We start from the raw sequence: 7,640 nt of genomic DNA, 5'->3' as shown, positions 1-7,640 counted from the left end.
GGGCCGGTCCGCGCCACGCAAGGCGGTGTCCCATGCTGAGCGCCGAACTGCTGACCTGGCTGCCCGCCTACCTCGCTCTCGGCATCGCGGGGGGCTTCGCCGCCGGCCTGCTGGGCATCGGCGGCGGCATGTTGTACGTGCCCTTGCTGACCTGGCTGTTCGAGGCCCAGGGCTTCGCCTCCAGCACCCTGCTGCACCTCGCGCTGGGCACCTCGCTCACCACCATCGTGTTCACCTCCATCTCCAGCGCCCGCACGCACCACGCCAAGGGCAATGTGGACTGGTCCATCGTGCGCGGCATCACGCCGGGCATCCTGGTCGGCGGGGTGATCGGCGGCCTGCTGGCCAAGCACCTGAGCACCACCACCCTGGCGCTGATCTTCGCGGCCTTCGTCACCTACTCCGCGGTGCAGATGTTCCTCAACGCCAAGCCCAAACCGAGCCGCAGCCTGCCGGGCACCGCCGGCCTGATCGGGGTGGGCGCGACCATCAGCACGCTGTCGCAGCTGGTGGGTGCGGGCGGCGGTTTCCTCTCGGTGCCGTTCATGACCTGGTGCAACGTCAACATGCACCGCGCGGTCGGCACCTCGGCCGCCATCGGCCTGCCGATCGCCATCGTGGGCACGGTCGCGTTCTTCTTCAGTGGCCGCACGGTGACCGGCCTGCCGCCGGGCAGTCTGGGCTTCATCTACCTGCCGGCCCTGCTCGGCGTGCTGGTGCCCAGCGTGCTGATGGCGCCGGTCGGCGCGCGTCTGGCCTCGCGCCTGCCGGTGGCCACGCTCAAGCGCGTGTTCGCGGGCTTCCTGTTCGTGCTGGCCCTGAAGATGCTGCATTCGGCCGTCGTGGCCTAGGACTGGAACACCCCTGCCGCGCTGCGCGCGACCCCCTCAAGGGGGCGGCACTGGCGGCCCGGCAAAGCCGGTTCCGCGGTGCCCTTGGGCCAGCTCCCCCTCTGAGCGCAGATCACTCGTCCGGTGCGAAATGTCTTGATCCGGGGATGCGGTGGAACCGGCTTCGCCGGGCCACTCGCATCGCCCCCTTGAGGGGGTCGCGCGCAGCGCGGCAGGGGTGTCAGTCGAGCTCACTGCGGTTGGCCGCGTTCTGCACGTGGCACAGGGCAAGCACGGCCGCCAGCTCGGGGTCGGCGTTGAGCACGGCGCGCAGGATGGCGGCGTGTTCCTCCCAGTTCTGCCGGCAGCGGTGGCGGTTGAACGGGGTGAACAGCAGCACGGTGCGGTCGCGCAGCGAGCGCATCACGTCCTGCAGCACCGAGTTGCCGGCGGCCTGGCTCAGCACGTCGTGGAACGCGTGGTTCAGCTGCGCCAGGGCCTCGAGCTCGTTGGCATCGGCCAGGCGGTTGCCTTCTTCGAGGATGCGGCGCATCTTCGCGATCTGTTCGGGGTCCTTGTGGCGGGCCGCCAGTTTGGCGTTGAGCGCCTCCAGGTTGCCCCGCACTTCCACCAGTTCGAGCACCTGTTCCTCGCTGAAGCGGGTGACGCTCGCGCCGCGGCGCGGTTCGATGGTGACCAGCCCCTCGGCGGCGAGGTGGCGCAGGGCCTCGCGCACCGGGATGCGCGAGACGTCGAATTCGGCCGACACGCGACCCTCGACCAGCCGGTGGCCCGGCGGCAGGCTGCCGTCCAGGATGCGCTCGCGCATCTTCTCCACCACCAGCAGGGTCAGGGGCGAATGGCTGGCGCCCACGGTGGCGCCTGCACCCGTCGTCGGGTTCGGGCGGCGCCCATGCGGTGGCGCGGGGCGGCGGGTGTGGTGGTCCATGTCTTGAATGGTGGGGGTTGGCAGCACCGGGGGCCTCACTGAAGCTGGCGCAGGGCCATGGCGCGCTGCGCGGCGGGGCGGCCCAGGCAGCGCTGGTGCCAGGCCGTGGCGTGGGGGAAATGCTCACCGCCGAGCGCGGCCAGCCGCTGCAGCACGGCGGCCAGGTTCAGGTCGGCCACCGTGAAGCCGTCGGCCAGCAGATAGGGCTGTTCTTCCACCTGCTGGTCCAGCACCCGCAGGCGGGTCTGCAGCTGGGCCCGTGCGGCCTCGGCCAGTTCCGGTCGCCGCTGTTCTGGCGGCAGGAAGCTGGTGTGGTGAAACCACTGGCGCGCCAGCGGTTCGATTTCGGTCGCGGCCCAGAGCGTCCACTGCAGGATCTGCGACGGACCCGCGGCGCTCGCCGCCCACAGCCCACCCTCGGGACGGGTGCGCGCGAGGTGCAGGGTGATGGCCAGGGACTCGAACAGCACCAGGCCGTGGTCGTCGATCGCGGGCACGGTGCCGTTGGGGTTCAGGGCGCGGAAGGCCGGCGCGTTCAGGGCCGCCGTGTCCTGGTAGTGAACGGGAATGTGTTCGTAGGGGATGCCGAGCTCTTCGGCCGCCCACAGGGGGCGGATGGCCCGGGAAGCGGCCACGCCGTAGATTTTGAGTGTCATGGTCAGGTGCGTTGGGGAATTGGGGGGTCAGACGGCCAGCGCCATGCCGTCCTTGCGTGGGTCTGAACCACCGATGAGGCGGCCGGCCGGATCGCGCAGCACCACCTGGGCGCCGCCGAAGTCGCTGCGCCCGCCGAGTTCACCCAGGCCTTGTGGCTCGTGGTAACCCGCGGCGCGCAGGGCGGCCGCCACCTCGGGTGGCATGCCCGTTTCCAGCGCCAGGGCGCGGTCGGCCTCCAGGCGCCAGCGCGGGGCATCGATCGCGGCCTGCAGCGGTTGGCCCCAGGCCGCCAGTCGGGTGATCAACTGCACATGGCCTTGCGGCTGCATCGCGCCGCCGACCACGCCGAGGCCGGCGTGGAAGGCGCCGTCTTTCAGCACCGCCGCCGGCACCACCGTGTGGTACGGGCGTTTGCCCGGGCCGGGGCCGTTGATGTGGCCGGGTTGCGAGAAGCCGAAGCCGCGGTTCTGCAGCACGAAGCCGCAGCCCGGCGCAGCGATGCCCGAGCCAAAGCGTTTGAAGATGCTGCTCATCAGCGTCACGGCCAGTCCGCTGTCGTCGACCACCACGGTGCAGACCGTGTTGCCGGCGGGGTCGGCCACGGTTTCTTTCGCGTGCTGCATGGCGCGGCCCATGTGTTCGACCATGGCGACCGTGGTGGCCGGGTCGGCCGGGTCCAGCGACAGCGCGTCCAGGGCCTGCAGCGCGTGCAGCACGGCGATGCCGTGGGTGTTGGGCGGGCATTCCAGCACCGTCAGACCGCGGAAGCGGGCGCTGGCCGGGGGCGCGAAGTGGCCGCTGTGACCGGCGAAGTCCGCCTGCGCCAGCGCACCGCCGCGTTGCTGCACGGCGCGTTCGGCGGCCACGGCGGGCGCGCCCAGGTAGAAGGCGTCGGGGCCTTCGTTGGCAATGGCTTCCAGCACCGCGGCCAGTTCCGGGTTGGCGAAGGTCTCGCCGGCGCGGGGCAGGGCGTCGGCCCGGTAGAGGGCGGCGCTGACGGGGTCCAGGCGCAGCACCGGTTCGAACAGCGCCCATTCGCGCGCCGCGACGGGTGCGACGGGAAAGCCCCCGCGCGCGGCCTGGATCGCGGCCTGGAACAGGCGCTGCCAAGGCAGGCGGCCAAAGCGGCTGTGCAGGTCGTGCCAGCCACGCACCACGCCGGGCACCGTGACCGAGAACACGTGCCGCTCGGGAATGCGCCGGCCGGGCAGTCGGTCCAGCGCATCGAGGGAAAACTGGGCCGGCGCGCGGCCGGTGCCGTTGTAGCTCAGCGGGGCCTCGCCGGGCGGAACCACCATCGCCAGCACGTCGCCGCCGATGCCGGTGGCCATGGGTTCGACCACGCCCAGCACGGCGTCCGCCGCGATCGCGGCGTCGATCGCACTGCCGCCTTCGCGCAGCATGCGAGCCGCCGCCTGGGCGGCCAGCGGGTGACCGGTGGCCACCATGCGGCTGTTGCCCACCACGCCCCAGGGGTTGTCTTGGGAAATCGGTTTCATCGCGGGTATTCCTGTCAGTAGGCCGAGCAGGGCACGGGCCCTGGGCATGGGTGCCGCCGGCGCCCATATCCTGAATGTTAATTGTATACAGTATGCCGATTGGGCGCAACAGAAGTCAAAAAATGGCGATCCGGGTGGTTTGGGGTCCGGTAGGCCGGGCCCGGGGCGTGCTCAGAAGCGGTTGTGACCCCGGATCGCGCTGGTCGATGGCCCATCCGGGTGTTCAGGCTGCAGCGGCCCATGAGGGATCGGGCGACTTCACCTGGCAGGGGTGGTGGTCGCCGCGGGGCCTCTGAAATGTTGACCCGGTCTAGCGATGCAGCTGTGGGGTGTCTCCCGTTCGGAAGGTGCGCTGTGCGAGGCCAGGCGGGCCTTGCGCAGCGTCACCGAGCATTGGTATACCGGTTGGCATGGTGTATGCATACTGTATACGTAGAGGAAAAATAGAACGGCAGATTGCCCCGAAATGCACCTGATTAGTGCAGTTTGCCTTCAAAAAATGCCCGGAAAAGAGGCCAAGGAATCAGGGTAAGCACCAAGAAGATGGATTTGGTATGTTGTATACCATTCAGCACCACGAATCGAACCGTTGTCCGGATTTCCGTTGCCACCGCGGTGCAACGGGCGGTCAGACCCCGGAACGGCGCGTCTTGCTTCCACAGGGGGAAGTGCCAGCCTGAATTGTTCAACCAGAAGGCACGGTGCTGGCGTGACAGCCGGCCGTGATTTGCGTCAGTCGTCTCTAGCCAACCCAGTCCCGACTCCGAGTCGGGTGTTCAACCCCACAAGATATTTGACATGGACTCAACCGTAACCCTCACAGCGGCGCACTGGATGTACCTGATCGGCGTGGTCAGCATCATCGTGACCATGATGTTCCGGGCCAACGTGCTCGTGCCTTCGATCATTGCCACCTTCCTGGTGGTCTTCGCCTGGACCGGCAACCCCCTGGATGCCGTAGGCAGCGTCTTCGGCGCCAGCTTCGTGGCCGCCAAGGAGTTGTTCAACATCTTCCTGGTCATCGCCCTGATGACCGCCCTGCTCAACTCGCTCAAGGCGCTGAAGTCCGACATCCTGATGGTCCGGCCGTTCCGGATCCTGATGAAAAACGGGGGCGTGTCCTACCTGATCCTGGCCGCCGTCACCTACCTGATCTCGCTGTTCTTCTGGCCCACGCCCGCGGTGCCGCTGGTCTGTGCGGTGCTGCTGCCGGCGGCCATCGCGGCTGGTCTGCCGCCGCTGGTGGGCGCGGCCGCCATCGCCATCGCCGGTCAGGGCATGGCGCTGTCGTCCGACTACGTGATCGGCGTGGCCCCTGGCATCAGTGCCAAGGCCGCCAACGCCGTGGCCGCATTGGTCGCAGACCGTGCGCTGGTGCTGTCGGTGATCACCGGTCTGGTGGCGCTGACCCTGGTGTTCGTCTTCCACCGCAAGACGTTCAAGGTGGCCAACCCGGTCTTGCTGGAAAACTGGCAGGCGCTGGGGCAGCAGGGCGGTTCGGAATACGAACACGAAGGCTCGTCGCACAAGGTGGAGATCGCCAAGGGCACCAGCCGTGACGAACAGCCGGTCACCGGCCAGGACCTGCGCCGCGAGATCGCCAGCGTGGACCAGAGTCGCCAGAAGTGGTCCAAGGTGTTCGCCGTGCTCACGCCCCTGGTGTTCCTGGTCATCATCACCATCATGGCGCTGCCCAAGCTCGGCATCCCGCTGCAGGACCTGAAGGGCGGGGCCGGTGCCTCCCTGGTCGGTGGTGCCGCAGCGTTGCTGATGCTGCTCGCGACCCTGGCCTACCACGGGCCGAAGGCCATGCTGGAAGAAAGCGCCAACCACATCACCGAAGGCTTCGTGTTCGCCTTCCGTGCCATGGGCTCGGTGCTGCCGATCGCCGGCTTCTTCTTCCTCGGTAACAGCGAAACCGCCGCGGCCATCCTCGGCATGTCCGCCAACCAGACGCCCAGCCTGCTGTTCGATCTGGTGCGTGGTGCGCAGGACTGGTTGCCGCACAGCAAGCTGTTCGTGTCCTTCGGTCTGCTGATCGTCGGCATGATCACCGGCGTGGACGGCTCGGGCTTCTCCGGCCTGCCGCTGACCGGCGCACTGGCCGGCGCCATGGCCCCGGTCTCGGGCATGGAAGGCGCCACGCTCGCGGCCATCGGCCAGATGGGCGCCATCTGGACCGGCGGCGGCACCCTGATCGCCTGGTCTTCACTGATCGCGGTCGCCGGCTTCGCCCGCGTCTCGGTGCTCGATCTGGTGCGTGTGCTGACGCCACCGGTGCTCATCGGCCTGGCCGCGTCCACCGTCGCCGCCGTTCTCTTCTTCTGATTTTCCCGTCGATTGCACAGGGCCCGCAGCCGCGGGTCCGGCAGTGTCTTGTTTGTTCAATCCTCAAATGGAGTTTTTCATGAAAAAAATCGTCGCAGTTTCCCTCGTGCTCGCCTCCGGCGCTGCCTTTGCACAGTCCAGCGTCACCCTCTACGGCATCGCCGACATGAACATCGCCTCGCGCAAGAGCGCCGACACGGGCGAGCGCACCACCCAGGTCAACAGCAGCGGCATCTATGAAAGCCGCATCGGCTTCAAGGGCTCGGAAGACCTGGGCGGTGGCCTGAAGGCCAACTTCCAGCTGGAGCAGGGCATTGCCATGAACACCGGCGCCACCAACGGTTTCAGCCGCCAGTCGTGGGTTGGCCTGTCGGGTGGCTTTGGTGCGTTCAAGGCCGGCAAGGCCTGGAGTGCCTTCGACGAAATCGCCGGCGCCAGCCAGGCCGCCCTGAACTCGATGTTCGCGCCCAACGCCGGCGGCGTGTGGCTGACCGGCTCCTACAAGGACAACCCGAACAACGGCCTCTACTACGAAACCCCCACCTTCGGCGGCGTCAGCGGCGCGGTCAGCTACGGTCTGGGTGACGCCGGCGAAGGCTCCGTGGCCAGCATGTTCGTGAAGTATGCCAACGGCCCGGTGTACGCCGGTGTGGCACTGCAGAACGAAAAGGGCACCGACGCGTCGGAAGCGATCAAGTACACGCGCGTCAACGGCGCCTACGACCTGGGCGTGGCCAAGCTGCTGGCCAGCTACGGCCGCGTGGCGGCCGGCGAGAAGGCCACCAAGGAATGGCAACTGGGTGTGAACGTGCCGGTCGGCGCCGCCTGGATGATTTCCGGCGGTGTGGCCCGTTCCTCGGGTGGCATCACCGGCTACTCGCCCGCCGACAACTACATCGGCAAGGTCGTCAACGTGACCGCCCCTGGCGTCGCCGACGTGGAGCGCACCGGCTACGGCATCGCCGCGTTCTACACCATGTCCAAGCGCACCAAGCTGTACGGCGGCTTCCAGGCCAACACCACCAAGGTCCCCGGTGCCGCCGATGCCGACGGCAACGTCGTGGCCGTGGGCGTGCTGCACCAGTTCTGATCCGACGCTGACCCGGCGAGAAGCGCCGCCTGCGGCGGTGCTTCTCGCCTCCCAACCCATCCCCTGGCGCCGAAGTGGCGCCACCCCCATCAAGGAGCCCCTCATGAGCACGCCGATGAACCGAGACGAACTGCGCACTGCCCTGGAGAACGCCATCAAAGGCAAGAGCGCCAACAAATCCCCCTTCAGCCTGGCCTGGGCCGAAGGCAGCCTCAGCCGCGAACACCTCGCACGCTGGGCCGAGAACCACTACCACTACGTCGGCCCCTTCGCCGACTACCTGGCCT

7 protein-coding genes are annotated in these 7,640 nt (G+C 68.3%); 4 read left to right on the top strand and 3 right to left on the bottom strand.

Annotated elements, in window-relative coordinates; all coding sequences use genetic code 11:
- Positions 1–32 precede the first annotated feature (32 nt).
- Positions 33–851 (top strand): sulfite exporter TauE/SafE family protein, encoded by an 819-nt coding sequence (locus tag F3K02_RS21145; RefSeq protein ID WP_177137614.1) that lies wholly within the window; start codon positions 33–35, stop codon positions 849–851.
- Between the two features lie 220 nt (positions 852–1,071).
- Here the strand turns inward: F3K02_RS21145 and F3K02_RS21140 are convergent, their stop codons facing one another.
- Genes F3K02_RS21140 through F3K02_RS21130 form a run of 3 tightly spaced genes read right to left on the bottom strand, consistent with a single transcriptional unit; the run spans position 1,072 to position 3,935 of the window.
- Positions 1,072–1,779, bottom strand: coding sequence for a GntR family transcriptional regulator (locus F3K02_RS21140; RefSeq protein WP_177137613.1), 708 nt, complete (start codon positions 1,777–1,779; stop codon positions 1,072–1,074).
- Between the two features lie 35 nt (positions 1,780–1,814).
- Positions 1,815–2,435, bottom strand: coding sequence for a glutathione S-transferase family protein (locus F3K02_RS21135; RefSeq protein WP_177137612.1), 621 nt, complete (start codon positions 2,433–2,435; stop codon positions 1,815–1,817).
- A gap of 27 nt (positions 2,436–2,462) precedes the next feature.
- Entirely contained in the window at positions 2,463–3,935 is a 1,473-nt protein-coding gene (locus tag F3K02_RS21130) for a gamma-glutamyltransferase family protein (protein WP_177137611.1), read from the bottom strand.
- 798 nt (positions 3,936–4,733) lie between these two features.
- Here F3K02_RS21130 and F3K02_RS21125 point away from each other — a divergent pair.
- From F3K02_RS21125 to F3K02_RS21115, 3 genes are all read left to right on the top strand, one after another.
- Entirely contained in the window at positions 4,734–6,263 is a 1,530-nt protein-coding gene (locus F3K02_RS21125; protein ID WP_177137610.1) for a hypothetical protein, read from the top strand.
- A gap of 79 nt (positions 6,264–6,342) precedes the next feature.
- Positions 6,343–7,353, top strand: coding sequence for a porin (locus F3K02_RS21120; protein ID WP_177137609.1), 1,011 nt, complete (start codon positions 6,343–6,345; stop codon positions 7,351–7,353).
- A gap of 103 nt (positions 7,354–7,456) precedes the next feature.
- Positions 7,457–7,640: thiaminase II/PqqC family protein (locus tag F3K02_RS21115; protein WP_484496846.1), on the top strand; the 184-nt coding region annotated here is incomplete at its 3' end.

It is taken from the genome of Hydrogenophaga aromaticivorans, from assembly GCF_013387465.1.
Lineage (GTDB): Bacteria > Pseudomonadota > Gammaproteobacteria > Burkholderiales > Burkholderiaceae_C > Hydrogenophaga > Hydrogenophaga aromaticivorans.
This window is presented reverse-complemented; position numbering and strand designations above follow the sequence as displayed.